The sequence below is a fragment of the Bacillus sp. FSL R5-0434 genome, assembly GCF_038004745.1.
Taxonomy (GTDB): domain Bacteria; phylum Bacillota; class Bacilli; order Bacillales; family Bacillaceae; genus Bacillus; species Bacillus halotolerans.
This window is the reverse complement of record NZ_JBBORV010000001.1, coordinates 2,667,548-2,694,406: the sequence shown is the minus strand read 5'-3', so window position 1 is coordinate 2,694,406 and position 26,859 is coordinate 2,667,548. Positions and strand designations below refer to the sequence as shown.

Below are 26,859 nucleotides of genomic sequence, written 5' to 3'. Positions count from 1 at the left end.
CGCGGACTTGTTTGTTTATATCCATTCCAAATGAAGCGCACAGGCTAACAGAATCAATATTGCGAGCAGCAAGACATCAAAGGTTGTCGGAAAGAAAATGGTTCTGATACCTTGAAAAATCGTAATCGGGATAATCACTTGCGCGGATACAAGCCGAATTTGCCTGACCCACGGCGGCAGGGAATAAGAGCTGAAACGTTTCTTCACGGTGCATCCTCCTCAACGCATTTACAAGCATCATATGTATACTTGGTCAATAGGTGCCTGCCCATCTTGTATAGGACGCAGTATTTTTGGAAAAGATGATTGACGAATCAAAAACACTTTTACTATAATAAAGAACATAAATAAAGTATATAATGAGCTGATAGATACACCTGCTTAGAACGGGAAGAGTACAAGAAAGACGCATGCAGAGAGAGAAGCCGCTTGCTGAAAGGCTTCTTATGTTGTCTGATTGGAAGGTCGCCCGGGAGCATAATTTCTTGAAAGAAGAGTAGAGAAATTCGGGAAACCCCCGTTATCCGTTGAAGCGCATGAACTGACAAAGTTCATGAAAAAAGGTGGTACCGCGAAAGAGCTTTTTCGTCCTTTTCCCAAGGATGAAGGGCTCTTTTTTCGTTCTCAGCCATTTTAAACATGCTGGAGGGTTATGATGGAAACGAATGAACAAACAATGCCGACGAAATACGATCCGGCTGCGGTTGAAAAAGACCGATATGATTTTTGGCTAAAAGGTAAGTTTTTTGAAGCAGGCAGCGATCAGACAAAAGAGCCGTACTCTGTCGTTATTCCGCCGCCAAACGTAACAGGAAGGCTTCACCTTGGCCACGCTTGGGATACCACGCTGCAAGACATTGTAACAAGAATGAAACGCATGCAGGGGTATGATGTACTGTGGCTTCCGGGTATGGACCACGCCGGTATCGCGACACAGGCTAAAGTTGAAGCGAAACTTCGTGAAGAAGGCACAAGCCGTTACGATTTAGGCCGTGAGAAATTCCTTGAAGAAACGTGGAAGTGGAAGGAAGAGTATGCTGATTTCATCCGCAGTCAGTGGGCGAAATTAGGGCTTGGCCTTGATTATTCCCGTGAACGCTTTACGCTTGATGAAGGCTTAAACAGAGCGGTTCGCGAAGTGTTCGTCAAACTTTATGAAAAAGGCTTGATCTACAGAGGCGAATACATCATAAATTGGGACCCTGCAACAAAAACAGCTTTATCAGACATTGAGGTCATTTACAAGGATGTTCAAGGCGCGTTTTATCACATGAGCTATCCGCTTGCTGACGGATCAGGTTCAATTGAAATCGCGACGACACGTCCAGAAACGATGCTTGGTGATTCGGCCGTTGCGGTTCACCCTGAAGATGAGCGCTACAAGCACCTTATCGGAAAAACGGTTATTCTGCCTATCACAAATCGTGAAATACCGATTGTCGGCGATGACTATGTTGATATGGAATTTGGTTCAGGTGCGGTGAAAATTACGCCTGCCCACGATCCGAACGACTTCGAACTTGGCAACCGTCATAACTTAGAGCGTATTCTGGTCATGAATGAAGACGGCACGATGAATGAAAATGCGCTGCAATATCAAGGCATGGATCGCTTTGAATGCCGTAAAAAGCTCGTTAAAGATTTACAGGAGGCAGGCGTTCTCTTCAAAATCGAGGACCATCTGCACTCTGTCGGACATAGTGAACGGAGCGGAGCGGTTGTTGAACCATATCTTTCTACCCAATGGTTTGTGCGTATGCAGCCGCTTGCTGATGCAGCAATTGAATTGCAGGAGAAAGAAGAAAAAGTCAACTTTGTTCCTGACCGCTTCGAAAAAACGTATTTGCATTGGATGGAAAATATTCGCGACTGGTGTATTTCCCGTCAATTATGGTGGGGCCACCGCATTCCTGCCTGGTATCATAAAGAAACAGGCGAGTTATATGTCGGTCTTGAAGCGCCGGAGGACAGCGAAAATTGGGAGCAGGATACAGACGTGCTGGATACATGGTTCAGTTCTGCGCTCTGGCCTTTCTCCACTATGGGCTGGCCTGATTTGACAGCTGAAGACTTTAAACGCTATTATCCGACTGACGTTCTCGTTACAGGCTACGACATCATTTTCTTCTGGGTGTCACGCATGATTTTCCAAGGGATTGAATTTACTGGCGAACGTCCGTTTAAAGATGTTTTAATCCATGGCTTAATCCGTGATGAGCAAGGCAGAAAAATGAGTAAATCTCTTGGCAACGGTGTCGATCCGATGGAAGTGATTGACAAGTACGGAGCCGATTCCCTTCGCTATTTCCTGGCGACTGGAAGCTCTCCTGGCCAAGATCTTCGCTTCAGCTATGAAAAAGTGGAATCGACTTGGAATTTTGCCAATAAAATTTGGAACGCTTCTCGTTTCGCATTAATGAACATGGATGGCATGACATATGATGAGCTTGATCTTTCAGGTGAGAAATCAGTAGCTGACAAGTGGATTTTAACGCGTTTAAACGAAACGATCGAAAGTGTGACACAGCTAGCTGATAAATATGAATTTGGTGAAGTCGGCCGCCATTTATATAACTTTATTTGGGACGATTTCTGTGATTGGTATATTGAAATGGCGAAGCTTCCTCTATACGGAGAAGACGAAGCGGCTAAGAAAACAACCCGTTCCATCCTTGCTTATGTTCTGGATCAAACGATGCGCCTGCTCCATCCGTTTATGCCATTCTTAACGGAGGAAATTTGGCAGCACCTGCCTCACCAAGGAGAATCCATTACTGTAAGCACATGGCCTGCTGTTGTGCCTGAGCATACAGACACTGAAGCTGCTGCTGACATGAAGCTTCTCGTTGAACTGATCCGTTCTGTGCGTAATATCCGCAGCGAAGTAAACACACCGATGAGCAAGCAAGTTGAATTGTACATTAAAGCGAGCACGGACGAGGTCGCAGCCCGTCTCGAAGCAAACCGTTCTTATGTGGAACGCTTTACAAATCCGAGCGCGCTGAAAATCGGTACAGATATCGAAGCTGTTGATAAAGCAATGACGGCAGTTGTCACAGGAGCAGAGGTCATACTTCCGCTTGAAGGTTTAATTAATATCGATGAAGAAATCGCCCGTCTGCAAAAAGAATTCGATAAGCTGACGAAAGAAGTCGAGCGAGTCCAAAAGAAACTTGGAAACGAAGGATTTATAAAAAAAGCGCCTGCACACGTAATTGATGAAGAACGTGAGAAAGAGAAAGATTATGTGGCAAAGCGTGACGCTGTTCAAAAACGAATGGCTGAGCTGAAGGGCTAATGAAAAGCCGAGGCGGTTTCTTGAGAAACCGCCTTGTCTTATAAAAGAGGGGATTATCATTGTTTACTGCATATGAAGAAGCGCGCAGCTGGATTCACAGCCGTCTAAAATTCGGAGTGAAGCCCGGTCTTGATCGAATGAAGCAGCTGATGGCGCGATTGGACCATCCTGAAAAGAAAATCCGCGCGCTCCACGTGGCGGGAACAAACGGCAAAGGATCAACTGTCGCTTTTATCCGTTCTATGCTGCAAGAAGCGGGATACACTGTCGGTACGTTTACATCGCCTTATATCATCACATTTAATGAGCGCATCAGCGTAAACGGCACACCTATTACAGATGAGGAGTGGGTCACACTCGTTAATCAGGTGAAACCGATCGTTGAAGCGCTTGATCAAACTGAACACGGTCAGCCGACAGAATTTGAAATTATGACGGCTTGTGCATTTTTATATTTTGCTGCGTATCATCAGGTCGATTTTGTTATTTTTGAAACAGGTCTGGGCGGAAGGTACGATTCTACTAATGTTGTCGAGCCGCTTTTAACTGTCATCACAAGTATCGGACACGACCATATGAACATTTTAGGAAACACCATTGAAGAAATCGCAGGCGAAAAAGCCGGGATTATAAAAGAAGGCATTCCGATCGTGACAGCCGTTACCCAGCCGGAAGCCTTACAGGTAATCCGGCATGAAGCTGAACGAAAATCTGCTCCTTTTCAGTCATTGCATGATACAAGCAGGATTTATAATGAAAAGGCTCTCTCTGCAGGAGAACAGTTTTCTTTAAAAACCGGAGAAACGTGTTATGAAGATATTCGAACATCTCTCATCGGTACGCATCAAAGACAAAATGCGGCATTGTCCATTTTGGCTGCCGAATGGCTTAACAGGGAAAACATTGCTGAAATTAGTGGTGCTGCGTTAAGAAGCGGGCTCGTAAAGGCTGCTTGGCCGGGCAGATTAGAGTTGGTTCAGGAACATCCGCCGGTATATTTAGACGGCGCCCATAATGAAGAAGGGATCGATAAGCTGACTGAAACGATGAAGCAGCGTTTTCCGGATTCCGATATTTGTGTGGTGTTCAGTGCGTTAAAGGATAAGCCGTATCATGACATGATTAAGAAACTGGAAACGATCGCGCACTCGATTCATTTTGCTTCTTTTGATTTTCCGCGTGCTTCTCTTGCGAAAGATCTGTATGATGCTAGTGAAATCAGCAGCAAAAGCTGGAATGAAGATCCGGAGCATGTGATCAAATTAATAGAAAGCAAAAAAGGCTCAAATGATATCGTGCTCATTACGGGATCACTTTATTTTATTTCTGACATTCGAAAAAGAATGCTGTAATGACTTTGGCCCGGCAGAATCAATAATGATATTCTGCCGGGATTTTTTCTGTCAAAATCTAAAATTGCTTATTATAGATCAATATGCTTGCTGTGCTACAATCCATAGCATAATCTAAAGAGAGTAAAGGTGTGTTGTCTATGATTCCGATTCTTTTTGTCCTCGGCCTTATCCTCGGTTCATTTTATTATACGGTTGGATGCCGTATCCCCTTGCACATATCCATCATAAGTCCGCGTTCGGCATGTTCCTTTTGCCGTCGAACCCTAACCCCGACGGAATTAATCCCTGTTTTATCTTTTATTCTGCAAAAAGGCAATTGCAAAAGCTGCGGCCAAAAGCTCTCTCTTATGTACCCGGCGGCAGAGCTCTCGACAGCGAGTTTATTTGCAGCCGCGGGATTTCGTTTCGGTTTGTCTTGGGAACTGATTGTTGCGTTGGTGTTTCTATCTCTTCTAATTATTGTTTCTGTGACAGATATTCACTTTATGCTGATTCCAAATCGCATATTGCTATTCTTTCTTCCCTTTCTGGCGGCTGGCAGAATCATTTCTCCGCTTCTTTCTTGGTATGAAGGCTTTATAGGCGCGGCTGCCGGTTTTCTTTTACTGGCCTTTATTGCCGTCATCACTCATGGAGGAATAGGGGGAGGGGATGTTAAATTATTTGCCGTTATTGGCCTTGTGCTTGGTGTAAAAATGCTTGCTGCCGCCTTTTTCTTTTCAGTTTTTATAGGCGCATTGTACGGAGCTGCCGCTGTACTGTTCGGAAGGCTGGCCAGAAAACAGCCGATTCCCTTTGCCCCGGCAATTGCGGCAGGAAGCATTTTCGCTTATTTATACGGTGACTCTATCATTTCCTTTTATGTCAAAACGGCGTTAGGCTGACTGATGAAAAATTTGACGAACGTTTTTTGGACAAGACGACAAAAGTCTTGTTCTTTTTTTTTTCGCCTGTGCTAAAGTGTGTAGCATGAAAAGCCACAAGAACGGTCACACAAATGAAGGGAGGAAGCAGAATTGAAAAAAAGGAAGCAAAAAAAAATCAGTAAAGCGGAAGAAAAAGCCCTTAAGGTGACGATTAATGGAAAAGAAGAAACAGTTTATGAACAAGAGACACCGGAGACAGAGCAAGAAAAAAACATGACGTTTTCAAATTGGGAGGAAAAGAGAAAGGCGGAGCAGGAGGTTGCGGCGTCCCATGAACATCCTGATGAAGATGAATTCAACTGGGATTCAGACGAGGATAAGGTGTTTAAAGATGACCCCAAAGTTGTTCCGCCTTATCAAAAGAAGAAATCGAAGCTCTATTCAAAAGGAAAGTCAGGGTCGGCCAAGCCGGTAAAAAGAGTGGCGGCGACAATTGCCTTTGCTGCGGTTTTAGGCACAGGCTTAGGGCTATTCGCATTGAATATATCAGGCAATAAAGAAGCGTCGGCGCCAGCCTCCTTAGACGATTCTTTAGGCAGCCAGACGGCAAAAGCAGGAGATACATCTGCGGAGAAACAAAGCACCGGCGGTGAAAAACAAGCGGCACAAACGGAAGGTACATATAAAACATATGCAGTTCAAGCAGGAAAGTTTTCAAATGAAAAGGGTGCTGAGACGTTAACTGAACAGCTGACTGAAAAAGGATATTCCGCCGTCTCCCTGTCAAAGGATGACGGGTACACGTATGTCATCGCGGGTCTGGCAAATGATAAGGCTGTATCACAGCAGTTAGGGCAGCTTTTGATCGACAGCGATTTTGAAGCTTGGGGAGGCAAGGAATTATCCTTATCAATAGAGTCGGATATGACAGATTCTTTCAAGAAAACAGCAGAGCTCTCTGCGAAGGCGATTCTCGGAGAAGATATCACAAAAGCAAGTGTTAAAAAAATAGAAAAGTCGCTCGGTGAATCAGAAGCGGCTGAAACGGGAGAGAAAAAAGCAGTTTTGCAGGCGTTAAAGGAATTAGAGGACCCAAGTGCTGAAGCCGGATGGAAGGCTCAGCAGCAGCTTTTAGCCGTAATTAAATAATAGAAAGTGCCTGAGCCTTCGTCCTTAGTGACAGGCTTTTTTTATTTTGTCATGAAAAAGTTATTTTTCTGAAATTGTGGCGAGCCTCATGATTTGGTAGGATAAATGAGTATCTTTTTTTCTTAAGCAAACCCTGAAAGGATGACGAACATGGCTAAGCCGCTTATACTTGCATCACAATCTCCGCGAAGAAAAGAACTCCTCGATCTGCTTCAGATCCCCTACACCATTACTGTCAGTGAAGTAGAGGAAAAATTAAATCGAAACTTTTCACCTGAAGAAAACGTCCAATGGTTGGCAAAACAAAAAGCTAAGGCTGTGGCCGATCTCAATCCGGGCGCAATCGTAATCGGTGCTGATACAATGGTATGTCTTGACGGTGAGTGCCTAGGCAAACCGCAAGATCAAGAAGAAGCCGCTGCTATGCTCCGCAGGCTTTCCGGCCGTAGTCATTCAGTGATAACCGCTGTCAGTATTCAAGCTGCAAATCACAGCGAAACGTTCTATGATAAGACTGAGGTTGTGTTTTGGCCCCTCAGTGAAGAAGATATTTGGACTTATATTGAAACGAAAGAACCGATGGATAAAGCAGGTGCTTACGGCATCCAAGGAAAAGGCGCACTTTTTGTAAAAAAAATAGACGGAGATTATTATTCAGTCGTAGGGCTCCCTATATCAAAAACAATGAGAGTTCTGAAGGATTTTGATGTAGAAGCCTGACGATTTTTATAAACGGGAAGGGAAAGAAAAGGAGGGCTTGATCATACACGATCTGCCATTAAAACTCAGAGATTTCCCAAAGAAAGAAAAACCTAGAGAACGGCTGCTGAAAGTCGGAGCCGAGAACTTAGCAAACAACGAACTTTTGGCTATTTTATTGCGGACAGGCACAAAGAACGAATCTGTTATGAACCTTTCAAACAGGCTTCTGCGCTCGTTTGACGGGCTGCGTCTGCTGAAAGAAGCTTCCGTTGAGGAGCTGTCCAGCATCCCGGGAATCGGTCTGGTGAAGGCTGTGCAAATACTGGCAGCAGTTGAACTGGGAAGCCGTATTCATAAACTAGCCAATGAAGAACATTTTGTAATCCGCTCCCCGGAAGACGGCGCAAACCTGGTCATGGAGGATATGCGCTTTTTAACCCAGGAGCATTTTGTCTGTTTATATTTAAATACAAAAAACCAAGTCATCCATAAACGCACTGTTTTTATCGGAAGTCTGAATTCATCTATTGTCCACCCCCGGGAGGTATTTAAAGAAGCGTTTAAACGATCTGCCGCTTCCTTTATTTGTATCCACAATCATCCATCGGGGGATCCGACGCCGAGCAGGGAAGATATTGAAGTGACAAGACGGCTGTTTGAATGCGGAAACCTGATTGGCATCGAGCTGCTTGACCATTTGGTGATTGGCGACAAAAAATTTGTGAGTTTAAAGGAAAAAGGATATTTGTAACACTTTTTTTTTCGTCGAATTAAGCTATAATAGAGTTTATGAGTTTTTCCCTTTAGGGTATTTTTGCTTTAAGAAAGGAAGATACATACATATGTTTGGAATTGGTACAAGAGACCTTGGTATAGATCTTGGAACTGCGAATACGCTTGTTTTTGTGAAAGGTAAAGGAATTGTTGTGAGAGAGCCGTCAGTCGTTGCTCTGCAAACGGATACGAAATCGATTGTTGCTGTCGGAAATGATGCGAAAAATATGATCGGACGGACTCCTGGAAACGTAGTAGCTCTTCGCCCGATGAAAGACGGCGTTATCGCTGATTATGAAACGACGGCTACCATGATGAAATATTACATCAATCAGGCCATTAAAAATAAAGGCATGTTTGCCAGAAAACCTTATGTGATGGTTTGTGTGCCATCCGGCATTACTGCGGTTGAAGAGCGTGCTGTTATCGATGCGACAAGACAAGCCGGAGCGCGTGACGCGTATCCGATCGAAGAACCGTTTGCTGCGGCTATCGGCGCCAATCTGCCGGTTTGGGAACCGACTGGAAGCATGGTTGTTGATATCGGTGGCGGAACGACAGAAGTTGCGATTATTTCCCTCGGAGGTATTGTAACATCTCAATCCATCCGCGTTGCCGGTGATGAAATGGACGATGCGATTATCAACTACATCAGAAAAACATACAACCTGATGATCGGGGACCGCACTGCTGAAGCGATTAAAATGGATATCGGCTCTGCTGAATCCGCAGAAGAATCCGATAAAATGGAAATCCGCGGCCGTGACTTGCTGACAGGTCTGCCGAAAACGATCGAAATTACTGGAAAAGAAATTTCTAATGCTTTGCGTGACACTGTGTCAACTATTGTAGAGGCAGTGAAAAGCACACTTGAAAAAACACCGCCTGAGCTTGCCGCAGATATCATGGACAGAGGTATTGTGTTAACCGGCGGCGGAGCGCTTCTTCGTAATTTGGACAAAGTCATCAGCGAAGAAACAAAAATGCCGGTCCTTATCGCTGAAGACCCGCTTGATTGTGTAGCGATCGGTACAGGAAAAGCACTGGAGCACATCCATCTTTTCAAAGGAAAAACAAGATAATCGGGAGTTCAATAGAAGAGGTGTAACACGATGCCGAATAAACGGTTAATGCTATTACTTCTGTGTATTATCATATTGGTGGCTATGATTGGATTTTCGCTGAAGGACGGCCGTAATACCACCTGGCCTGAGAAACTGATCGGTGATACGACGGGAGTATTTCAAAACATTTTTCATACGCCTGCCGAATTTTTTGCAGGGATATTTGAGAACATTAGTGATTTAAAAAACACATACGAAGAAAACGAGCGTCTGAGAGAAAAGCTTGACGGACAGACAAAATATGAAGCCAAGCTCCAAGAACTTGAAGACGAAAACAAATCCTTGCGTGACGAACTCGGCCATGTGAAATCAATAAAAGATTACAAGCCGATTTTGGCGACAGTCATTGCCAGAAGTCCTGATAACTGGGCGAAGCAAGTGACCCTTAACAAAGGGACTCAGCAAAACGTAGCGAAAGATATGGCTGTAACGAACGAAAAAGGCGCATTAATCGGGAAGATTAAAAGCTCCGGCCTTAATAACTTTACGTCTACGGTCCAGCTTTTAAGCGATACTGACCGGAATAACAGAGTCGCAACAACCATTTCCGGGAAAAAAGGCAGCAAAGGCTACGGTTTAATCGAAGGCTATGATAAAGACAAAAAACGGCTTAAGATGACCATAATCGAACGCAAGGATAAACAAGATGTGAAAAAAGGCGATCTGATCGAAACGTCGGGCACAGGAGGCGTATTTCCAGAAGGGCTGACAATCGGTGAAGTGACTGAGATCGAGTCTGATTCTTATGGATTAACGAAAGTTGCCTATGTAAAACCTGCGGCTGATCTTTCTGATTTAAATAATGTGATCGTTGTTAATCGTGATGTGCCGACTGTCGATACAGAGGAGGAAGGATCGTGAAACGTTTCCTTCTCCCTTTCGTTATGATGTTGGTTTTTTCGGCGGAAAGCATCTTTACTGATCTGGTGCATTTCCCGTTCGTCACGGATGACCAGGTGCTCGTCCCGCGTTTTCTGATGCTTGTGCTGATTTTTATGTCGGCTTTTATCAATCAAAAACACGCGGTGATCTACGGTTTTATTTTCGGCTTTCTATATGATATGAATTATACAAGTCTATTAGGTGTTTATATGTTTGGCTTTGCGGGGCTAAGCTATTTGGCGTCAAAAGCGTTTAAAGTGCTGCACACAAACGCTTTTGTCGTCATCCTGATTGCTGTTCTCGCAGTTTGCCTGCTTGAATTTTATGTATTCGGCATTCAGTCGCTGATTCACAAAGACATTATGACGTTTAATGGCTTTGTGCTAGACCGGTTTATACCGACAGTTTTATTAAATATGATAAGCGCACTCATCCTGGTTCTCCCATTTAGATTATTTTTTATGAGTCTAAAGAAAGAATTGAGAGATGAGTAAAAAGGATTTTATCTTTTTTTGACGAAATGAGTATGTTGTTGAGGTGAATATTGTGAAGACCAAAAAGCAGCAATATGTAACGATAAAAGGAACAAAGAATGGTTTGACATTGCATCTTGATGATGCATGTTCTTTTGATGAGCTTCTCGATGGTCTTCAGAATATGCTGTCAATTGAACAATATACAGATGGAAAAGGCCAGAAAATCAGCGTTCACATTAAGCTGGGTAATCGCTGCTTATATCAGGAGCAAGAGGAACAGCTGACCGAATTAATTGCGTCAAAGAAAGATTTGTTTGTTCATTCTATTGAGAGTGAAGTCATTACTAAAAAAGAAGCACAGCGTATGAAAGAGGAAGCTGAAATTATTTCTGTTTCAAAAATTGTCCGTTCAGGCCAAGTGCTCGAGGTGAAGGGCGATTTGCTTCTAATCGGAGATGTGAACCCGGGCGGGACAGTCAGAGCCGGCGGAAACATTTTTGTTCTGGGTTCGCTGAAAGGGATTGCCCACGCCGGATTTAACGGAAATAATCATGCGGTCATTGCTGCCTCTGAAATGCTGCCGACACAGTTAAGAATCAATCACGTGTTAAATCGCTCCCCAGACCACATTCAAAAAGGGAACGAAATGGAATGTGCTTATTTAGATACAGACGGAAATATGGTCATTGAACGCCTTCAACATTTGGCTCATTTAAGACCTGATCTAACAAGGCTTGAGGGAGGAATGTGAATTGGGTGAGGCTATCGTAATAACTTCGGGAAAAGGCGGAGTAGGTAAAACAACAACATCTGCTAACCTCGGTACCGCCTTAGCCATTTTAGGGAAGCGTGTATGTTTAGTAGATACTGATATAGGACTGCGCAACCTGGATGTAGTAATGGGTCTTGAAAATAGAATTATTTATGATCTCGTAGACGTTGTAGAGGGCAGATGTAAAATGCATCAGGCGCTCGTAAAGGATAAACGTTTTGATGATTTGCTCTATTTAATGCCCGCTGCTCAAACGAGCGATAAAACGGCTGTTGCTCCTGAACAAATTAAAACTATGGTCCAAGAGCTCAAGCAGGAATTTGATTATGTCATCATAGACTGCCCCGCAGGAATTGAGCAAGGATACAAAAACGCCGTTTCCGGGGCTGACAAGGCGGTAGTGGTCACAACGCCTGAAATTTCAGCTGTGCGAGATGCTGATCGCATTATAGGGCTTTTGGAACAAGAAGAAAATATTGAACCGCCGCGGCTCATCGTAAACAGAATCAGAAATCACCTGATGAAAAACGGTGACACGATGGATATCGATGAAATCGTTCAGCATTTGTCGATTGATTTGCTCGGTATCGTTGCCGATGATGATGAAGTGATTAAGGCATCTAACCATGGCGAACCGATTGCAATGGACCCTAAAAATCGCGCCTCCATCGCATATCGCAATATTGCCCGCCGCATTTTAGGCGAATCTGTTCCTTTGCAGGTGCTTGAAGAGCAAAACAAGGGAATGATGGCTAAGATTAAGTCATTTTTCGGAGTAAGATCATAATTTCATAGAATAAAAGAGAAGAATCTGACAAAGCAAATGCTGTGTCAGGTTTTTTTGTTTCTGACTGCTCTGTGCTGAAGGTAAATCGAATAATTGCCGTGGACAAGACATATGATGTACAAACCCAACGAATGCAAAGGATGATGGCAATGAGTCACAGAGCAGATGAAATCAGAAAACGATTAGAGAAAAGAAGGAAACAGGTTTCCGGCTCAAAACGTTTCCCTACTCAGACAGGTTCCGAAAAGCAAAAAACGCCGTCCTGGGTCATGATGTCTGATCAGGAAAAACATGGAACCCTCCCGGTGTATGAGGATGGCAATTCGAATTTCAGCGGAAGACACCCTTTGGTGAAAACAGACTCAATTATTCTGAAATGTCTTCTATCGGCCTGCCTTGTTCTTGTTTCTGCCATAGCCTATAAAACAAATATTGGACCCGTCAGCCAGATCAAGCCGGTCGTTGCACAAACCTTCGAAACAGAATTTCAATTTGCTTCAGCAAGCCATTGGTTTGAAACGAAATTTGGCAGCCCGCTTGCATTTCTCGCTCCTGAAAAGAAAAATAAGGAACAGCAGGTTGAAGTGGGTCAGGATCTCGTCGCACCCGCATCTGGTAAAGTTCAGCAGGATTTTCAGGACAACGGGGAAGGCATTAAAGTCGAAACAAGCAGTGATACAATCGATTGTATAAAAGAAGGCTATGTTGTTGAAGTCAGTAAAGACGGTGAGACGGGGCTGACAGTGAAAGTGCAGCATGCTGACAATACCTACAGCATTTATGGCGAACTGAAAGACGTGGATGTCGCTTTATATGATTTTGTAGATAAAGGAAAAAAGCTCGGTTCGATTAAACTCGATGATCATAACAAAGGGCTCTATTATTTTGCCATGAAAGACGGCGACAAATTTATTGATCCGATTCAGGTGATCTCATTTGAATAAATGGCTTGACCTCATCTTGAAAATTCATGTTCATCCTTTTCTTTGGATTATCGTGGCGCTGGGGCTGATTACAGGGCATATGAAAGCATTGCTGTGTTTGCTTGTGATTGTTCTGATCCATGAGCTGGGGCATGCCGCTCTGGCCGTGTTTTTTTCTTGGAGAATCAAGCGTGTTTTTTTGCTGCCATTTGGAGGAACAGTTGAAGTGGAAGAGCACGGAAATCGGCCGTTAAAGGAAGAGTTTGCGGTTATTATTGCCGGACCTCTTCAGCACATTTGGCTTCAGCTTGCGGCTTGGATGATTGCAGGCCTCTCAATAATTGATCAGCAGACCTTTGAACTGTTTACATTTTATAATCTATCTATTTTATTTGTGAATCTGCTGCCGATTTGGCCGCTTGATGGCGGCAAGCTGTTATTTTTAATTTTTTCAAAGCATCTGTCTTTTCAAAAAGCGCACCGGCTGAATCTGAAGACTTCACTTGTGTGCTGCCTGCTTCTCGCATGCTGGGTTTTATTTGCGGTTCCTCTGCAAATCAGCGCATGGGTTTTGTTTGTCTTTCTGGCTGTTTCTCTGTTTGAGGAGTACAGGCAAAGACACTACATCCATGTGAGGTTTCTCCTGGAAAGATATTATGGGAAAAACCGTGAGCTTGAAAAATTGCTACCGCTTACCGTTAATGCTGAGGACAAAGTCTATCATGTCATGGCGGAATTCAAACGAGGCTGCAAGCATCCCATTATTATAGAAAAATCCGGCGAGAAGCTAAGCCAGCTGGATGAGAATGAAGTGCTGCATGCCTACTTTGCTGATAAACGGACAAATTCCTCCATGGAAGAGCTGCTGCTCCCTTATTAAAATCGATTGACAAACGCCTTGTATTCTGATATATTTTTTAATGTTATGGATGTAGCACCAATGCTACAACCGCTCAGTACAGGTGTTAAGAGTTGTTTTACAGCCCCCTGGTATCTGGCGAGTCTTAGTCTAATAGGAGGTGCAGAGAATGTACGCAATCATTAAAACAGGCGGTAAACAAATTAAAGTTGAAGAAGGCCAAACTGTTTACATCGAGAAACTTGCTGCTGAAGCAGGTGAAACAGTTACTTTTGAAGACGTTTTGTTTGTTGGCGGAGACAATGTGAAAGTCGGCAACCCTACAGTTGAAGGCGCAACAGTAACGGCTAAAGTTGAAAAACAAGGCCGCGCGAAAAAAATCACTGTTTTCAGATACAAAGCAAAGAAAAACGTTCATAAAAAACAAGGTCATCGTCAGCCTTACACTAAAGTGACGATCGAAAAAATCAACGCGTAAGCATGATTCAGGCAACAATCAGACGGTCCCGTACTGACAAAAGCTTATTGTCTTTTGAAATGACGGGCCACGCCGACTTTGCTGAACATGGACAAGATCTCGTTTGTGCCGGAGTAACAGCCGTTGTGTTTGGATCCGTTAACGCGGTCATCGCGCTGGCGGGCTTCGAGCCGCTTCTTGATATAGGAGAAGACGGGGGTTATTTCTACTTTGAATTCCCTGAATCTCTTGATCCGGAGGCGCGCCAAAAAGCTCAGTTGCTGATCGAAGGCATGATTGTTTCGTTAGAGACAATTGAGCGGGATTATAAAGATCACTTGCGTGTGACCACAAACATAATATAGGAGGTGAGCTACATGCTTAGATTAGATCTTCAGTTTTTCGCTTCTAAAAAAGGAGTAGGTTCTACAAAGAACGGACGTGACTCTGAGGCTAAACGTTTAGGTGCTAAACGTGCTGACGGTCAATTCGTAACAGGCGGTTCTATCCTTTACCGTCAACGCGGAACAAAAATTTACCCAGGTGAAAACGTGGGCCGCGGCGGAGATGACACTCTTTTTGCGAAAATCGACGGAACTGTTAAATTCGAACGTTTCGGCCGTGACCGCAAAAAAGTGAGCGTATATCCTGTAGCTCAATAATGATTCAAAAACTCCGGTCGATGATGACTGGAGTTTTTTTTGCAATATGCGGAGTAAGCATCAAGAATGTTATGCAGAGTATGTGCGAGCAGACCCCGCCAAGAATGAGAACGAATGTCTCAAACCCACTGGATATGTTCCCCAAGCAGTAATACATAAAATGTTCTGCCTGGCTGAAAATCAACCGAAGCCAGAAAAAAGGAACATGATATTTCTGGGAAAAACAATTGTTTTTCTATCAAAGCCTTCTCTGTTATAATTCATAATACACACTTATACAGACTCCTAAATAAGAAATCAAATGATTGGGAGTGCGAAAATGAAGGATGTTTCAAAAAATCAAGAAGAAAATATAAGCGATACGGCTTTAACAAATGAACTGATTCATCTTCTTGGCCATTCCCGGCATGATTGGATGAATAAGCTGCAGCTAATTAAAGGAAACTTAAGCTTGCAGAAGTATGACCGCGTCTTTGAAATCATTGAAGAAATGGTGATAGACGCTAAGCACGAATCAAAGCTCTCAAACCTGAAAACACCGCATTTAGCGTTTGATTTTCTTACGTTTAATTGGAAAGCCCAATGTATGACACTTGAATATGAAGTTCTCGGGGAAATTAAGGATTTGTCAGCTTATGATCAAAAATTGGCGAAACTGATGAGAAAGCTGTTTGATCTGTTTGAACAAGCAGTCACTAGAGGCAGTGAAAATCATTTAACCGTTTCGCTTCAAACCGATCATCCTGACAGACAGCTGATTCTGTACCTTGATTTTCACGGCACTTTTGCCAATATATCTGCCTTTGACGATTTTCGGCAAAATGGATATGAGGACTTTGATATCATGCGTTTTGAGATCACAAGTCACGAATGTCTGATTGAAATTGGGTTGAACTAGCGGAGTTTTTTAACGGTTTAGAACGGAGGACATTATGTTTGTAGATCAGGTGAAAGTGTATGTAAAAGGCGGCGACGGAGGCAACGGGATGGTTGCGTTTCGCCGTGAAAAATATGTGCCGAAAGGCGGCCCTGCCGGCGGCGACGGCGGAAAAGGAGGAGACGTCGTTTTTGAAGTGGACGAAGGTCTCCGTACTCTTATGGATTTTAGATATAAAAAACACTTTAAAGCGATTCGCGGCGAGCATGGCATGTCAAAAAACCAGCACGGACGAAATGCTGATGATATGGTCATTAAAGTTCCGCCTGGCACTGTTGTGACAGACGATGATACAAAACAGGTCATTGCCGATTTAACCGAACATGGACAGCAGGCTGTCATCGCAAGGGGCGGAAGAGGCGGAAGAGGGAACTCACGCTTTGCCACACCGGCGAACCCCGCACCTCAGCTCTCAGAAAACGGTGAACCGGGAAAAGAACGCTATGTTGTTCTTGAATTAAAAGTGCTTGCAGACGTCGGGCTTGTCGGGTTCCCAAGTGTAGGGAAATCGACTTTGTTGTCCGTCGTTTCATCTGCAAAACCGAAAATTGCGGATTATCATTTTACGACACTTGTTCCGAATCTTGGCATGGTCGAAACAGATGATGGACGGAGCTTCGTTATAGCCGATTTGCCTGGACTGATTGAAGGGGCTCATCAAGGCGTCGGGCTTGGCCACCAATTTTTGCGCCATATTGAGCGGACCCGTGTTATCGTTCATGTCATTGATATGTCCGGCTTGGAAGGCCGCGATCCGTATGAGGATTATGTGACAATTAATCAGGAATTGAGCGAGTACAATTTGCGTCTCACTGAGCGCCCGCAAATTATTGTCGCAAATAAAATGGACATGCCGCAGGCGGCGGAAAATCTTGAAGGGTTTAAAGAAAAGCTGACGGATGATTATCCGGTGTTCCCGGTCAGTGCAGTGACAAGAGAAGGTCTTCGCGAGCTTCTGTATGAAGTTGCCAATCAGCTGGAAAACACTCCGGAATTCCCGCTGTATGACGAGGAAGAGCTTACGCAAAACCGTGTTATGTACACGATGGAGAATGAAGAAGTGCCATTCAGCATTACGCGAGATCCTGACGGAGTCTTTGTGCTTTCAGGAGACAGTCTTGAGCGGTTATTCAAGATGACTGATTTCTCACGTGATGAATCTGTTAAACGATTTGCAAGACAGATGCGGGGAATGGGTGTTGATGAAGCACTCAGAGAACGCGGGGCCAAAGACGGAGACATTATCAGACTTCTTGAATTCGAATTTGAATTTATTGATTAATGATGGGTGAGAGCCTGGATATCAGGCTCTCTATTTTCAAAAGGGGGGATGCAAGTGAAAGAGGAGACGTTTTATCTTGTCCGTGAAGATGTGTTGCCTGATGCGATGAGAAAAACATTGGAAGTCAAAAAACTGCTGGATCGAAAAAAAGCAGAATCAGTGGCAGATGCCGTTCAAAAGGTGGATTTAAGCAGAAGTGCATTTTATAAATACAGAGATGCCGTTTTTCCTTTTTATACAATGGTTAAAGAGCAAATTATCACACTTTTCTTTCATTTAGAGGATCGCTCCGGGGCGTTATCTCAGCTCCTTCAGGCGGTGGCTGACTCTGGAAGCAACGTTCTTTCCATTCACCAGACCATCCCGCTTCAAGGGAGAGCAAACGTAACGCTGTCTATCAGTACATCTGCAATGGAAGAGGATATTCATACATTAATGAACAAGATGAGAAAGTTTGACTTTGTAGAAAAGGTTGAAATATTAGGTTCAGGAGCGTAAGGGGAGAGAATATTGTCATGAAAGTCGGTTATTTAGGTCCAGCAGCTACATTCACACATCTAGCAGTCAGTTCTTGTTTCCAAAATGGCGCCGAGCATGTTGCTTACCGCACGATACCGGAATGTATAGATGCGGCAGTCGCAGGTGAGGTTGATTTTGCTTTTGTTCCTTTAGAGAACGCATTAGAAGGATCAGTAAATTTAACAATAGACTATTTAATACATGAACAGCCTCTGCCCATCGTAGGTGAAATGACATTACCGATTCATCAGCACTTACTCGTTCATCCTTCCAGAGAAAATGCGTGGAAAGATCTAGACAAAATTTATTCTCACTCACATGCGATTGCGCAGTGCCATAAATTTCTCCATCGGCATTTTTCTTCCGTGCCGTATGAATATGCCAATTCAACCGGAGCGGCGGCAAAGTTTGTCAGTGACCATCCCGAGCTGAATATCGGGGTGATTGCCAATGAAATGGCGGCTTCTACATACGAATTAAAAATCGTAAAACGGGATATACAGGATTATAGAGACAATCATACGCGATTTGTCATTCTGTCTCCTGATGAAAATATAACCTTTGAAGTGAATTCAAAATTGAATTCAAGACCAAAAACAACACTGATGGTGATGCTTCCGCAGGATGATCAGTCCGGAGCGCTGCATAGAGTGCTGTCTGCTTTTTCTTGGAGAAACTTAAACCTGTCAAAAATCGAATCCCGTCCGACCAAAACCGGGTTAGGGAATTATTTCTTTATTATTGATATTGAACAGGCGTTTGATGAAGTATTAATCCCTGGGGCTATGCAGGAGCTTGAAGCGCTCGGATGCAAAGTAAAGCTGCTTGGTACATATCAATCTTATCAATTATAAAAAGCCCTATTAGGGCTTTTTTTAGTCTTCAATCAAAATACCGGCTTCTTCGAGTGCTTGACAGGCTTGATCGATGCGATGTTCATCGGGTGCTGTCAGTGTATGAAGATGCACACCATCTGTCAGCTGTGATAAATAGGCGGCATTTGTGGAATTGATCTTTTTGATGAAATGTTCGACTTCTTTTCGCGTGCCGACTTGGATCGCTGCAGTTAAATCTCCGTATACAGGGTGCTCAATTTTTACGTCTTTTACAGTTACCCCTTCATCCACGATGAGCTGCAATTCTTCTTCTGTCCGTTCAGGCCCGTGCAGACACGCTATGATTCTTTCTGCCTGCTGATGCTTCTGAGCGGCGGCGTCCAGATAGACATAGCCTTGGCTTGTGGCGATAATCGGCTCGTTTCTCGCTTTTAAAAGCGAGATATCCTGAACGATCACCTGTCTCGAAACATTTGCTTTTTTTGCGAGCTCTCCTCCTGTCAGCGGCGATGTGGATTCCTTCAGCCACAAAAGAAGCTGCTCACGCCTATTGGCGCCCAAGAGCTTTAATTCTTCGGTCAATATGATATTCTCCTTTCCTTTGTTCCAAAAGCGCTGTAAACGTATGTAATAACATATCCAGCTGTTCAGTTGTTGTGTTTTTTCCGAAAGAGATGCGGATAAATTGCAGGGCTTCCTGTTCTGTTTTTCTTAACGCTTTCATCGTTTCAGACGGCCCGTGATAACCTGCAGAACAAGCGCTGCCCGTTGAAATGCAAATATTATTCCGATTACATTCTAACATAACATATTGTCCTTCAAATGAGCCAAAAAAACACCCGATAATATGGGGCAGACATTCTGTGTTTGCACCATCTGCCGCAAGGGTTACAGGGAGAGACCGAATACGGATTTGTTCTAAAAAGTATTGTCTTAACATTTGATTATGGGATATCTGACTTTCCATTTCACTTACGATCAGCTCCGCTGCCGCTGTAAAGGCTCCGATACCCGGTACGTTTATCGTGCCTGCTCGAAACCCATTCTCATGAACGGTGTCAGGGTACACCGGTTTCCAATTGACGTCCGGCCGAATATAGACAGCTCCGACTCCTTTAGGGCCGTGAATTTTATGACTGGAAATAGAGAGAGCATCCACCCCCATTTCTTCAGTATGGATGGGCAGTTTGCCGAATGTTTGTACCGCATCACAATGAAGAAGAATTTGCCTGTTGTGAAGATACGATGACAGGTGTTTAATGGGCTGAATAATTCCTGTTTCTGAATTGGCATGCTGAATAGAAACCAGGCCTGTGTCCGGGCGAATATGAGCTGCCAATATTTCCTCGGTAATAAGTCCGTACTCATTAGGCTTAATGATTGTCACGTCAAAGCCAAGATTCTGCAGTAAAGCAGCACAGTTATGGATTGATTGATGTTCCATGGCAGTCGTAATAAAATGTCTTTTTGTTTTTGGCAGGCCGTTTAACAATGATTGAATGGCAAGAAAATTGGATTCAGTGCCGCCGCTTGTAAAATATATACCGCCTGTTTCTCCGCCGATTATGTCAGCTATTTTCCCCCGGCAGTACTCCAGTATATGCTTTGCTTTTCCCCCAGCGTCATGCAAGCTGCTGGCATTCCCGTACATATCAATGCTGAGCTTCTGAAATACGTCCAGTGCTTCCTCGCAAATTGGTGTGGTTGCTGCATAATCTAAATAAATCATCCGGTCTTTCCTCCATATGTTCTTCATAAAAAACTCTTGAGTTTATTTTATCGTTGTGTAAATATAGGTGTCAAGACAGGTGTAAACAACAGGAGGTGGCATATGTCTATAAAGGCGATTGCGGTTATTGGTTCAGGAGCGGCGGCACTTGCCCTGGCTTCTGCACTTCCGCCATCATACCAGGTGACTGTCATCACGAAAAAAAGCACAAAAAACAGCAATTCAAGACATGCACAGGGCGGAATTGCGGCGGCTTATGCAAAAGATGACTCGATTGCGTCTCATATGGAGGATACGTTATATGCAGGCTGCGGACATAACGATCAAAACATCGTATCAGACGTTTTACTTGATGGAAAAACCATCATTGAGAACTTTCTGGAGAATGACTTTCCATTTGACCGGGATAAACAAGGCAAAGTCAGCCTCGGCAGGGAAGGAGCCCATACGCGCAACCGCATTTTTCATGCGGGCGGAGACGCTACAGGCAGCATGCTCATTGATTACTTGCTGAAACAAATCAATAGCCAAATCGAAGTCATCGAGAATGAAACAGCGGTTGAATTGCTGATGAAGAATGGGCGCTGTGCCGGTGTAGTGACGAAAGACGGCCGCGGCCGGATCAATTTGCGGCATGCGGATGAGGTTGTGCTGGCAGCTGGCGGATGCGGAAGCTTGTTTCAGCACCATACGAACGATCCATCTGTCACGGGTGATGGTCTTTCACTTGCTTACCGGGCCGGAGCGGAATTAACTGATTTAGAGTTTACCCAGTTTCATCCTACACTTCTCGTCAAAAATGGCGTCTCGTGTGGGCTTGTTTCAGAGGCAGTCAGAGGTGAGGGCGGTTTTATAACAGACCAAAACGGCCGCCGTATTATGGCCGGACGGCATCCGCTGGAGGATTTAGCACCACGGGACGTCGTCTCGCGGGTGATTCATGAAGAAATAGCAAAAGGAAAACGTGTGTATATTGATTGCAGCGCTATTTCTGACTTCGAAGTGCGTTTTCCCACAATCACCTCTATTTGCGAAAAGGCAGGGGTTGATATTCGTAAAAGAAAAATACCTGTTGCGCCGGGAATGCATTTCTTAATGGGAGGCGTTTCAGTCAATCGGTGGGGAGAAACAACTGTGCCCGGGCTTTACGCGATAGGGGAAACTGCATGCACCGGCTTACACGGAGCCAATCGTCTTGCGAGCAATTCCTTGCTGGAGGCACTTGTATTTGGTAAAAGAGCAGCAGAACATATCATGAGAAAACCGGTTGATAACAGGTATAGTCAATTCAACGGTGAAACCAGCGGTGTTTATGAGGTGCCGAATATTAAGCTTTCTGAACTGCAAAACAGAATGACAAGCGACATGTCCATAGTAAGAGAAAAAGACAGACTGATTGAGATGAGCAATTGGCTTTATGGGCTCCCATCTCAGAAGATAAATGTGAAGGATATCACAATTCCGCAGCTGGAGCTTTCTCACTTGTGGCAGGTCGCAAAGCTGATGACTTCGTCTGCTCTATTGCGGGAAGAAAGCAGGGGGGCGCATTTTCGAGTTGATGTTCCTCAGGCTGATGCAGGCTGGCAAGGCAGACAAATTGTCCATACAAAAAAGGGAACCAAAATGAGAAAAAACGAAGGGATTTGGAAAAATGAATCATTTGCAGCTGAAAAAATTGCTGAATCACTTTTTTCATGAGGATATAGGAACGGGAGATCTTACATCACAGTCCATCTTTGAAGGACAGAACTGTGAGGCCTCAATTGTTGCAAAGTCAGACGGCATTTTCGCCGGAGCTGCGGTGATTAAGGAAGGCTTTGCTTTATTAGATGAAAAGGTTCAGACGTTTTTACACAAAAAAGATGGAGATCATTTGCGAAAGGGTGATGTGATTGCCGTCTTACGCGGGCCGGCCGCTGCTCTTCTTTCTGGAGAGAGGGTAGTATTAAATCTTATTCAAAGGCTGTCGGGTATTGCGACGATGACAAGGCAGGCTGTTGAACGGCTTGATGATGAACAGATTAAGGTTTGTGACACAAGGAAAACGACGCCGGGGTTAAGAATGCTCGAAAAATATGCGGTCAGGGTCGGAGGAGGATATAACCATCGATTCGGCCTGTACGACGGAATCATGATCAAAGATAATCATATTGCAGCTTGCGGTTCCATTGTAAAGGCGTGTGAAAAAGCGCGGCAGGCAGCAGGGCACATGGTGAATATTGAAGTGGAAATTGAATCTGAGGAGCAGCTCAGAGAAGCCATTCTTGCTGAAGCTGATGTCATTATGTTTGACAATTGCCCGCCTGACACTGTCCGCCATTTTGCAAATATCACACCGGATCACATTAAAACCGAAGCTTCCGGAGGAATTACATTAGAATCTCTGCCCGCTTTTAGAGGGACGGGTGTGAATTATATTTCCTTAGGATTTCTGACTCATTCGGTCAGAAGCTTAGATATCAGCATGGATGTAGCGTTAACAAATCAGTCAGTGGAGGAATGCGGTTATGTCAATTCTTGATGCAATCAAACAATTTGAAATGATGCCTGATCATTATAAAGGGCTGTCAATGAAAGAGATGGAGAGACGTGTTGCAGCGATTAAGGAAAAGTTCGGGAGCAGGTTGTTTATTCCAGGCCATCATTACCAAAAGGATGAAGTAATTCAATTTGCTGACCAAACGGGCGATTCACTCCAGCTTGCCCAAATGGCGGAAAAAAATAAGGATGCGGAATATATTGTATTTTGCGGCGTACATTTTATGGCAGAGACCGCTGATATGCTGACAGGTACGGACCAAACGGTCATCCTGCCAGATATGAGAGCGGGCTGTTCTATGGCTGATATGGCTGACATGCAGCAGACGAACAGGGCGTGGGAGAAACTTCAGCATATATTCGGCGACACGATCATACCATTAACCTATGTGAATTCTACAGCGGAGATCAAGGCATTTGTCGGAAAGCACGGCGGAGCGACTGTAACCTCATCCAATGCCAAAAAAGTGCTTGAATGGGCGTTTACACAGAAAAAACGCATTTTATTTCTGCCTGATCAGCATTTAGGAAGGAACACCGCTTATGAACTGGGTATACCGCTTGAGGACATGGCTGTCTGGGACCCGATTCAAGAGCAATTAGAGAACGAGGCAGAACAAAACGATATCAAGGTTATTCTTTGGAAAGGCCACTGCTCTGTACATGAAAAATTCACCGTCAAAAACATAAATGATTTGAGAGAACGAGATTCTGACATCCGGATCATTGTTCATCCTGAATGCTCCCATGAAGTCGTAATGCAAAGCGACGACAGCGGATCAACGAAATATATTATTGATACAATCAGCCACGCTCAGCCGGGAAGCAAATGGGCAATCGGTACAGAAATGAATCTTGTTCAGCGACTGATTCAAGAGCATTCCGACAAACAGATCGAATCACTCAATCCGGATATGTGTCCATGTCTGACGATGAATCGAATTGACCTCCCGCACTTGCTCTGGTCTTTAGAACAAATAGAAAAAGGAGAACCAGCAGGCGTGATCAAAGTGCCGAAAGTCATTCAGGACGATGCCCTTCTTGCGCTGAATCGAATGCTTTCCATCACGTAAACCAGAAATATTTCCCCTCCTGTACTCATAATTTCTTTCGATCAGGCATATGTTGTGAAGAAACATATTGTAATCACAACTGAACTGTTCACGTTTTGCATAGGAGGGGAAAACGTTGAAAATCCATATCGTTCAAAAAGGCGATTCACTCTGGAAAATAGCTGAAAAATACGGAGTTGATGTTGAGGAAGTAAAAAAACTCAATACGCAGCTCAGCAATCCAGATTTAATCATGCCTGGGATGAAAATAAAAGTGCCGTCTGGAGGTGTTCCAGTCAGAAAAGAGATAAAAGCGGGCAAAAGTCCGGCGGCAGTCGGGGATGAGAAGCAAGAACACCCATTTTCTAAGGAGAAGCCTAAATCCGTTGTCGACGTAGAAGACACAAAACCGAAAGAAAAGCAGTCTGTTCCTTTTGTCCCGCCGATGCCGAATTTGCATGATAATGTGTATCCTGAAGCTGATGTGAACGATTATTATGATATGAATCAGCTTTTTCAGCCTTGGTCGCCTCCTAAACCGGAGGAGCCTAAAAAGCATCATGACGGAAATATAGATCATATGTATGACATGCAAGATCAATTTCCACAACAGGAGGCAATGAGTAATATGGAGAATGCAAATTATCCGAATATGCCTAATACGCCTAAAGCGCCAGATGTAGGCGGTATGGAAGAAGAAAACATCCACCACACTGTTCCGAATATGCCGGCAGTTCAGCCATACTATCCGTATCCAGCCCATTTTGTGCCATGTCCGGTTCCTATCTCACCGATTCTCCCTGGATCCGGCCTGTGCTACCCATACTATCCTGCACATGCATTTCCGATGCATCAGCCTTATGGCTACCAGCCAGGTTTTGTATCACCTTCGCAATATGATCCGGGTGAATATGATAACCAGCATCATGAAAACAGCCATCACGGGCATTACGGATATCAGCCTTCGCACGGCGCGCCTCAATATGCATCGCCGGCTTATGGATCTCCTTATGGGCATATGCCATATGGTCCTTATTATGGCGCTCCTCAAGTGATGGGTGCTTATCAGCCAAATATGGCGCATGGTTATATGCCGCCATTTAAGGATCATGATGATTGCGGGTGTGACGATGATCAGCAGCCATACTTCTCAGCACCTGGATATCAGGGAGGAGCATATGGAACTCCTTATATGCCTTACGGAGGAGCAAATCCGAATCCGTATGCAGCCGGAACTTCCATGCCAAATCAGCCTTCAACAAACCAGATGTTTGGACGCCCGGAAGAAGAAAGTGAATGATTGTTCGGGACGATGTAAATCGTTCCTTTTTTTATATTGTCTTACAATCGTCGAATGGTCATAACTGACACGCTTAACATATCTCCCTGATGCACATGATAAAAACGAGCACAACATGCTCAATCAGTCCTCGGGGGGTTTTTCCATTGGGTAGAAAGTTAACAATTGCAGGCCTCATTTTGATGACAGCCGGATTAACAGCATGCGGCGCAAATAATGATGCCCTTAATGATACGCGTAATAACGGTAATAACGGCAATACCCGTCCAATCGGATATTATACAAATGAGAATGATGCTGACAGACAGGGAGACGGGATGGATCACGACGGTCCGGTCTCTGAATTGATGGAGGACCAGAACGGCCAGAACGGCCGTGACCGAAACACAACCAATGTAAACGACCGTGTTACTGCAGATGATCGCGTCCCATTGGCAACTGACGGAACATATAACAACACAAATAACAGAAACATGAACCGAAATGGGACGAACAACAACGGGTATGACAACCAAGAGAACAGAAGACTTGCCGCAAAAATCGCCAATCGTGTGAAACAAGTCAAAAACGTCAACGACACACAAGTGATGGTAACGGATGACAAAGTAGTCATCGCAGTCAGAAGCCACGCTGATTTTACACAGTCTGACAGGCAAAATGTCAAAAAAGCCGCACGAAACTATGCGGATGGCCGTGACGTTCAAGTATCTACAGATAAAGGACTGTTCACAAGACTTCATAAAATGAACAGACGCTAGGACTAAGAAGGCTGCCGGAGAGTGATTCCCGGCGGTCTTTTTCTTTACAACGGCTTGCAATACCCATTAAAGTGTACATAGAAATATCAAGGAAGGTGAAAGCATGGCTGGCCATTCTAAGTGGAAAAACATCCAAAAAAGAAAAAATGCGCAAGACGCAAAGCGCGAAAAAGTATTTATGAAGCTTGCTAAAGAAATCTATGTGGCAGCAAAGCAAGGCGGAGCCGATCCTGAAGCAAATTCAGCATTGCGGCTTGTGATTGAAAAAGCAAAAGGCGCCAATATGCCAAATGATAATATAGACCGTGCCCTAAAAAAAGCCGCAGGAAGCCAGGACGGCAGCAGCTACGAGGAAATCACCTATGAAGGCTACGGTCCCTCAGGGGTTGCCGTCATGGTGGAGTGCTTAACTGATAATAAAAACCGTACGGCGACAAATGTGCGGACAGCTTTCAATAAAAACGGCGGAAGTCTCGGAGAAAGCGGATGTGTAGCATTTTTGTTTGAACGGAAGGGGTACATTGCAATTGACCGCACACATCGGCAAATAGAAGAGGATGACTTGATGCTTGATGTCATAGAAGCGGGCGGCGAAGAGCTGCAGACAGAGGATGAATTCTTTGAGGTATTAACGCGCCTGAACGTTTTGAAGAGGTAAAAACAGCACTTGAAGCAAATTATCCAGTTGATTCAGCTGAAGTAACCATGATTCCGAAAACATATGCAGAGGCTGATGATGAGGCTGTTGAAAAACTGGAAAAATTGATCGATGCGCTTGAAGACGATGATGATGTTCAGGCAGTGTATACAAATTACCAGTAA

Annotated in this window: 29 protein-coding genes, 1 pseudogene and 2 other annotated features; of the genes and pseudogenes, 26 read left to right on the top strand and 4 right to left on the bottom strand. The window is 44.2% G+C overall.

From position 1 onward, the window contains the following. Positions 1-15: 15 nt before the first annotated feature. A complete protein-coding gene (locus tag NYE43_RS13940) occupies positions 16-207 on the bottom strand; it encodes a hypothetical protein (protein WP_024122364.1) in 192 nt (63 codons plus the stop codon). Positions 208-373: 166 nt separating this feature from the next. Continuing rightward, positions 374-596 (top strand) — a binding site (T-box leader). A gap of 59 nt (positions 597-655) precedes the next feature. Between NYE43_RS13940 and valS the strand changes: the two genes are divergently transcribed. The 16 genes from valS (at position 656) to rpmA (ending at position 15,086) form a co-directional block, all read left to right on the top strand. Beyond that, positions 656-3,298: a valine--tRNA ligase gene (gene valS / locus NYE43_RS13935; RefSeq protein ID WP_024122363.1), complete on the top strand. Its 2,643-nt coding sequence runs from the start codon at positions 656-658 to the stop codon at positions 3,296-3,298. 59 nt (positions 3,299-3,357) lie between these two features. Beyond that, positions 3,358-4,650, top strand: a complete 1,293-nt coding sequence (locus NYE43_RS13930) for a bifunctional folylpolyglutamate synthase/dihydrofolate synthase (RefSeq protein WP_185848750.1) — start codon at positions 3,358-3,360, stop codon at positions 4,648-4,650. A gap of 140 nt (positions 4,651-4,790) precedes the next feature. Continuing rightward, positions 4,791-5,537, top strand: coding sequence for a prepilin peptidase (locus tag NYE43_RS13925; RefSeq protein ID WP_185848751.1), 747 nt, complete (start codon positions 4,791-4,793; stop codon positions 5,535-5,537). A 132-nt stretch (positions 5,538-5,669) separates the two neighbouring features. Next, a complete protein-coding gene (locus NYE43_RS13920) occupies positions 5,670-6,668 on the top strand; it encodes an SPOR domain-containing protein (protein WP_024122359.1) in 999 nt (332 codons plus the stop codon). 150 nt (positions 6,669-6,818) lie between these two features. Continuing rightward, on the top strand, positions 6,819-7,388 hold the full coding sequence (locus NYE43_RS13915) for a Maf family nucleotide pyrophosphatase (protein WP_185848752.1): 570 nt from the start codon (positions 6,819-6,821) through the stop codon (positions 7,386-7,388). 37 nt (positions 7,389-7,425) lie between these two features. Beyond that, complete coding sequence (gene radC / locus NYE43_RS13910) at positions 7,426-8,121, top strand: RadC family protein (RefSeq protein WP_024122357.1); 696 nt, start codon at positions 7,426-7,428, stop codon at positions 8,119-8,121. A 91-nt stretch (positions 8,122-8,212) separates the two neighbouring features. Next, positions 8,213-9,226: a cell shape-determining protein MreB gene (gene mreB / locus NYE43_RS13905; protein ID WP_010335164.1), complete on the top strand. Its 1,014-nt coding sequence runs from the start codon at positions 8,213-8,215 to the stop codon at positions 9,224-9,226. Between the two features lie 30 nt (positions 9,227-9,256). Further along, entirely contained in the window at positions 9,257-10,129 is an 873-nt protein-coding gene (gene mreC / locus NYE43_RS13900; protein ID WP_024122356.1) for a rod shape-determining protein MreC, read from the top strand. Continuing rightward, positions 10,126-10,644 (top strand): rod shape-determining protein MreD, encoded by a 519-nt coding sequence (gene mreD, locus NYE43_RS13895; protein WP_010335162.1) that lies wholly within the window; start codon positions 10,126-10,128, stop codon positions 10,642-10,644. The genes mreC and mreD overlap by 4 nt, the downstream gene beginning before the upstream one ends. Positions 10,645-10,696: 52 nt before the next feature. Then, positions 10,697-11,377 (top strand): septum site-determining protein MinC, encoded by a 681-nt coding sequence (gene minC, locus NYE43_RS13890; protein WP_024122354.1) that lies wholly within the window; start codon positions 10,697-10,699, stop codon positions 11,375-11,377. Position 11,378: 1 nt separating this feature from the next. After that, on the top strand, positions 11,379-12,185 hold the full coding sequence (gene minD, locus NYE43_RS13885) for a septum site-determining protein MinD (protein ID WP_185848753.1): 807 nt from the start codon (positions 11,379-11,381) through the stop codon (positions 12,183-12,185). Between the two features lie 149 nt (positions 12,186-12,334). Next, entirely contained in the window at positions 12,335-13,129 is a 795-nt protein-coding gene (locus NYE43_RS13880; protein WP_101861169.1) for a M23 family metallopeptidase, read from the top strand. Continuing rightward, positions 13,122-13,988: a M50 family metallopeptidase gene (locus tag NYE43_RS13875; protein ID WP_095714291.1), complete on the top strand. Its 867-nt coding sequence runs from the start codon at positions 13,122-13,124 to the stop codon at positions 13,986-13,988. The genes NYE43_RS13880 and NYE43_RS13875 overlap by 8 nt, the downstream gene beginning before the upstream one ends. A 57-nt stretch (positions 13,989-14,045) precedes the next feature. Beyond that, positions 14,046-14,123: a sequence feature (ribosomal protein L21 leader region), on the top strand. Positions 14,124-14,136: 13 nt separating this feature from the next. Further along, on the top strand, positions 14,137-14,445 hold the full coding sequence (gene rplU, locus NYE43_RS13870) for a 50S ribosomal protein L21 (protein WP_003222620.1): 309 nt from the start codon (positions 14,137-14,139) through the stop codon (positions 14,443-14,445). Between the two features lie 2 nt (positions 14,446-14,447). Continuing rightward, positions 14,448-14,789, top strand: a complete 342-nt coding sequence (locus tag NYE43_RS13865) for a ribosomal-processing cysteine protease Prp (protein ID WP_024122350.1) — start codon at positions 14,448-14,450, stop codon at positions 14,787-14,789. 12 nt (positions 14,790-14,801) lie between these two features. Continuing rightward, positions 14,802-15,086 carry a 50S ribosomal protein L27 gene (gene rpmA, locus NYE43_RS13860; RefSeq protein WP_003222623.1) on the top strand — a complete coding sequence of 95 codons (285 nt, stop codon included), beginning with the start codon at positions 14,802-14,804 and terminating at the stop codon, positions 15,084-15,086. A 119-nt stretch (positions 15,087-15,205) separates the two neighbouring features. Here rpmA and NYE43_RS13855 read toward each other — a convergent pair whose 3' ends face one another. Beyond that, positions 15,206-15,328: a hypothetical protein gene (locus tag NYE43_RS13855; RefSeq protein ID WP_125825434.1), complete on the bottom strand. Its 123-nt coding sequence runs from the start codon at positions 15,326-15,328 to the stop codon at positions 15,206-15,208. Between the two features lie 77 nt (positions 15,329-15,405). Here NYE43_RS13855 and NYE43_RS13850 point away from each other — a divergent pair, with 77 nt between their 5' ends. Genes NYE43_RS13850 through pheA form a run of 4 tightly spaced genes read left to right on the top strand, consistent with a single transcriptional unit; the run spans position 15,406 to position 18,678 of the window. Continuing rightward, positions 15,406-15,984, top strand: coding sequence for a sporulation initiation phosphotransferase B (locus NYE43_RS13850; RefSeq protein WP_095714292.1), 579 nt, complete (start codon positions 15,406-15,408; stop codon positions 15,982-15,984). A gap of 34 nt (positions 15,985-16,018) precedes the next feature. Then, a complete protein-coding gene (gene obgE / locus NYE43_RS13845; protein ID WP_024122348.1) occupies positions 16,019-17,305 on the top strand; it encodes a GTPase ObgE in 1,287 nt (428 codons plus the stop codon). A 54-nt stretch (positions 17,306-17,359) separates the two neighbouring features. Next, positions 17,360-17,803, top strand: a complete 444-nt coding sequence (thrR, locus tag NYE43_RS13840) for a transcriptional regulator ThrR (protein WP_010335153.1) — start codon at positions 17,360-17,362, stop codon at positions 17,801-17,803. A 17-nt stretch (positions 17,804-17,820) separates the two neighbouring features. Next, a complete protein-coding gene (gene pheA / locus NYE43_RS13835; protein ID WP_024122347.1) occupies positions 17,821-18,678 on the top strand; it encodes a prephenate dehydratase in 858 nt (285 codons plus the stop codon). Positions 18,679-18,699: 21 nt separating this feature from the next. Here the strand turns inward: pheA and NYE43_RS13830 are convergent, their stop codons facing one another. Then, positions 18,700-19,242, bottom strand: coding sequence for a transcription repressor NadR (locus NYE43_RS13830; protein ID WP_095714293.1), 543 nt, complete (start codon positions 19,240-19,242; stop codon positions 18,700-18,702). Then, positions 19,208-20,389 (bottom strand): IscS subfamily cysteine desulfurase, encoded by a 1,182-nt coding sequence (locus NYE43_RS13825; protein WP_024122345.1) that lies wholly within the window; start codon positions 20,387-20,389, stop codon positions 19,208-19,210. Before NYE43_RS13825 ends, NYE43_RS13830 begins: the two co-directional genes overlap by 35 nt. 102 nt (positions 20,390-20,491) lie before the next feature. Between NYE43_RS13825 and nadB the strand changes: the two genes are divergently transcribed. From nadB to NYE43_RS13795, 6 genes and pseudogenes are all read left to right on the top strand, one after another. Next, complete coding sequence (gene nadB / locus NYE43_RS13820) at positions 20,492-22,087, top strand: L-aspartate oxidase (protein ID WP_185848754.1); 1,596 nt, start codon at positions 20,492-20,494, stop codon at positions 22,085-22,087. Next, positions 22,041-22,910: a carboxylating nicotinate-nucleotide diphosphorylase gene (gene nadC / locus NYE43_RS13815; protein ID WP_106020195.1), complete on the top strand. Its 870-nt coding sequence runs from the start codon at positions 22,041-22,043 to the stop codon at positions 22,908-22,910. Before nadB ends, nadC begins: the two co-directional genes overlap by 47 nt. Beyond that, positions 22,897-24,000, top strand: coding sequence for a quinolinate synthase NadA (gene nadA / locus NYE43_RS13810; protein WP_185848755.1), 1,104 nt, complete (start codon positions 22,897-22,899; stop codon positions 23,998-24,000). The genes nadC and nadA overlap by 14 nt, the downstream gene beginning before the upstream one ends. A 115-nt stretch (positions 24,001-24,115) precedes the next feature. Next, positions 24,116-25,279: a spore coat assembly protein SafA gene (gene safA / locus NYE43_RS13805; RefSeq protein WP_185848756.1), complete on the top strand. Its 1,164-nt coding sequence runs from the start codon at positions 24,116-24,118 to the stop codon at positions 25,277-25,279. A 146-nt stretch (positions 25,280-25,425) separates the two neighbouring features. Further along, complete coding sequence (locus tag NYE43_RS13800; protein WP_024122340.1) at positions 25,426-26,037, top strand: YhcN/YlaJ family sporulation lipoprotein; 612 nt, start codon at positions 25,426-25,428, stop codon at positions 26,035-26,037. A 103-nt stretch (positions 26,038-26,140) separates the two neighbouring features. Next, a pseudogene (locus tag NYE43_RS13795) lies at positions 26,141-26,859 on the top strand (YebC/PmpR family DNA-binding transcriptional regulator).

Coding starts and splice junctions, on each gene's coding strand:
- valS (WP_024122363.1), top strand. CDS start 656: ATGGAAACGAATGAACAAACAATGCCGACGAAATACGATCCGGCTGCG.
- NYE43_RS13850 (WP_095714292.1), top strand. CDS start 15,406: ATGAAGGATGTTTCAAAAAATCAAGAAGAAAATATAAGCGATACGGCT.
- nadA (WP_185848755.1), top strand. CDS start 22,897: ATGTCAATTCTTGATGCAATCAAACAATTTGAAATGATGCCTGATCAT.
- nadC (WP_106020195.1), top strand. CDS start 22,041: ATGAATCATTTGCAGCTGAAAAAATTGCTGAATCACTTTTTTCATGAG.
- NYE43_RS13880 (WP_101861169.1), top strand. CDS start 12,335: ATGAGTCACAGAGCAGATGAAATCAGAAAACGATTAGAGAAAAGAAGG.
- mreB (WP_010335164.1), top strand. CDS start 8,213: ATGTTTGGAATTGGTACAAGAGACCTTGGTATAGATCTTGGAACTGCG.
- NYE43_RS13825 (WP_024122345.1), bottom strand. CDS start 20,389: ATGATTTATTTAGATTATGCAGCAACCACACCAATTTGCGAGGAAGCA.
- nadB (WP_185848754.1), top strand. CDS start 20,492: ATGTCTATAAAGGCGATTGCGGTTATTGGTTCAGGAGCGGCGGCACTT.
- NYE43_RS13865 (WP_024122350.1), top strand. CDS start 14,448: ATGATTCAGGCAACAATCAGACGGTCCCGTACTGACAAAAGCTTATTG.
- obgE (WP_024122348.1), top strand. CDS start 16,019: ATGTTTGTAGATCAGGTGAAAGTGTATGTAAAAGGCGGCGACGGAGGC.
- NYE43_RS13925 (WP_185848751.1), top strand. CDS start 4,791: ATGATTCCGATTCTTTTTGTCCTCGGCCTTATCCTCGGTTCATTTTAT.
- rpmA (WP_003222623.1), top strand. CDS start 14,802: ATGCTTAGATTAGATCTTCAGTTTTTCGCTTCTAAAAAAGGAGTAGGT.
- rplU (WP_003222620.1), top strand. CDS start 14,137: ATGTACGCAATCATTAAAACAGGCGGTAAACAAATTAAAGTTGAAGAA.
- pheA (WP_024122347.1), top strand. CDS start 17,821: ATGAAAGTCGGTTATTTAGGTCCAGCAGCTACATTCACACATCTAGCA.
- NYE43_RS13915 (WP_185848752.1), top strand. CDS start 6,819: ATGGCTAAGCCGCTTATACTTGCATCACAATCTCCGCGAAGAAAAGAA.
- mreC (WP_024122356.1), top strand. CDS start 9,257: ATGCCGAATAAACGGTTAATGCTATTACTTCTGTGTATTATCATATTG.